The sequence below is a fragment of the Immundisolibacter sp. genome (genome assembly GCF_041625615.1).
GTDB lineage: Bacteria > Pseudomonadota > Gammaproteobacteria > Immundisolibacterales > Immundisolibacteraceae > Immundisolibacter.
Genome location: NZ_JBFJTF010000229.1, coordinates 1 through 1,823, shown reverse-complemented (window position 1 = coordinate 1,823; position 1,823 = coordinate 1). Strand labels below are relative to the sequence as shown.

The following is a 1,823-nucleotide window of genomic DNA, read 5'->3' as shown; positions in this document are numbered from 1 at the left end:
GCATTTCGCGCGCAATGCGGCGGTGCATGCGTTTCGGGACTGGGTGGACGACCTGGTCGCACGCAGCCCGCAGGCACGACGCTTCTACTGTCACGAACAGGCCGGCACCCTACCGGTGGACGCCCACGGCCGCGCAGGCACCGAGCTGTTGGCGCGCTGGCTGCCGCAGGCGCGCGACATGGACGCCTACTTCATCGGCCCGCCACCGTTCATGGCGGCCGTGAAGCGGGCCCTGGGCGAGCTTGGCGTACCGCCGGCGCAGATGCACTGGGAGTTCTTCGGCCCGGCAGCGGCGCTGGAGACCTGAGAGGATCTGCAGCGCTGCCGGCGGCTGACCCTGCCCCCATCCGGAGGAGGAATCCACCATGCCCCATGACAACCCCATCCAGCAGCTCACGCACGAGCATCACCACATCCTGCAGGTGGTGCACGGCCTGAGCGCCATCGATCAGGCGCTGGCCGCAGGCGACCGGCCGGACCCTGCACGCCTGCGAACCATCGTCGCCTTCATGCGCGAGTTCGCCGACCAGTGCCACCACGCCAAGGAAGAGGCCATCCTGTTCCCGGCCATGGAGGACAAGGGCGTGCCGCACGGCGGCTGCCCGCTCGAGGCGCTGCGGCGCGAACACGTGCTCGGACGCGAGCGGGTCGGCGCCCTGGCGGCGGCCATCGACGCCCTGGAGCGTGGCGACAACGACGCCCCGGCCGCACTGCACGGGGCCATCGCCGCGCTCCAGCAGCTGTACCCGAACCACATCTGGAAGGAAGACCAGATGGTGTTTCCGATGGCCGAGCGCCTGTTCACCCCGGCGGAGCTGGACGCGCTGAACGCGCGCTTCGAGCAGGCGGAAATCGAGCTGGGGCAGGACCACGACCGCTACGTGGCCTTTGCCGAGGAGATGGCCGCGCTGCTCGGGCAGGCACCGGCCTGAACGCGGGCATTTCCACTCGCCGGCCGATGACGCCCGCCATTCCCCCCACCGGCCCGTCCGGCCGGGCGCTGTTCGGCCTGGCGTTCCGGCCGTTCTTCTTTGGCGCGGCGGTGTTTGCCGTGCTGGCGGTGGCGCTGTGGGCCGCCGCCTATCTTGGCTGGCTGGGCGGGTTCGCACCGCGTGGCGGCTGGCTGGCCTGGCATCTGCGCGAAATGCCGTTCGGCTTCGCCGTGGCGGTGATCGCCGGCTTCCTGCTGACCGCCGTGCGCACCTGGACCGGGTCGCCCGGCCTGGCCGGCCGACCGCTGGCGGCGCTGTTCGCGCTGTGGCTGGCGGCGCGGATCGGCTGGCTGTGGCCGGCCGCGCCGTGGCCGGCGCTGGCGGCGGTCGAGCTGCTGTTCGTGCCGCTGGTGGCGGCGCGGCTGGGCTGGCAGCTGGCCCGTGCCGGGCAGCGGCGCAATTACCCGCTGGTCGGCCTGCTGGCCTTGCTGACGGCCGCCGACGCCGCCAGCGTGTATGCCCTGGCGCAGGGTGACTTCGGCCTGCTGCGGCAGGCGGCGTGGGCGGCGCTGTGGCTGATCGGCACCGTCATCGCCGTCATCGGCGGGCGGGTGATTCCGCTGTTCACGGCCAGCGGGCTGGGCCGCCCTGCCCCGCCACCGGCGCCGGCGTGGCTGCAACACGCCGCCGTGGGCGGCCTGCTGGTGCTTGCCGCGGCAGCGGCCGGCGGCGTGGGTTTGTCGCCCGACCCGCGCCTGGCGCCGCTGCTGGCGGTCCTTGCGCTGCTGCACGGCCTGCGCCTGGCACGCGGGTGGCAGCCGGGTGCGTGGCGCGTGCCGCTGGTGTGGTCACTGCACGTCGGCTACGGCTGGCTGGTGCTGGCGCTGGCGG

General features: G+C 73.3%; 2 protein-coding genes and 1 pseudogene. All 3 read left to right on the top strand.

Going from position 1 to position 1,823, the window contains the following annotated elements; translation table 11 throughout:
- Nucleotides 1–307, top strand: a pseudogene (locus tag ABYX71_RS11795) (nitric oxide dioxygenase); the annotation flags it as partial.
- A gap of 58 nt (nt 308–365) precedes the next feature.
- Nucleotides 366–932, top strand: coding sequence for a hemerythrin domain-containing protein (locus tag ABYX71_RS11790; protein ID WP_372696687.1), 567 nt, complete (start codon nt 366–368; stop codon nt 930–932).
- A 26-nt stretch (nt 933–958) separates the two neighbouring features.
- Nucleotides 959–1,823, top strand: an 865-nt coding sequence (locus ABYX71_RS11785) for an NnrS family protein (RefSeq protein WP_372696686.1), incomplete at its 3' end; no start/stop codon positions are given.

What these genes read in the sequence shown, in the direction of transcription:
- ABYX71_RS11790 (WP_372696687.1), top strand. Translation starts at nt 366, where the DNA reads ATGCCCCATGACAACCCCATCCAGCAGCTCACGCACGAGCATCACCAC.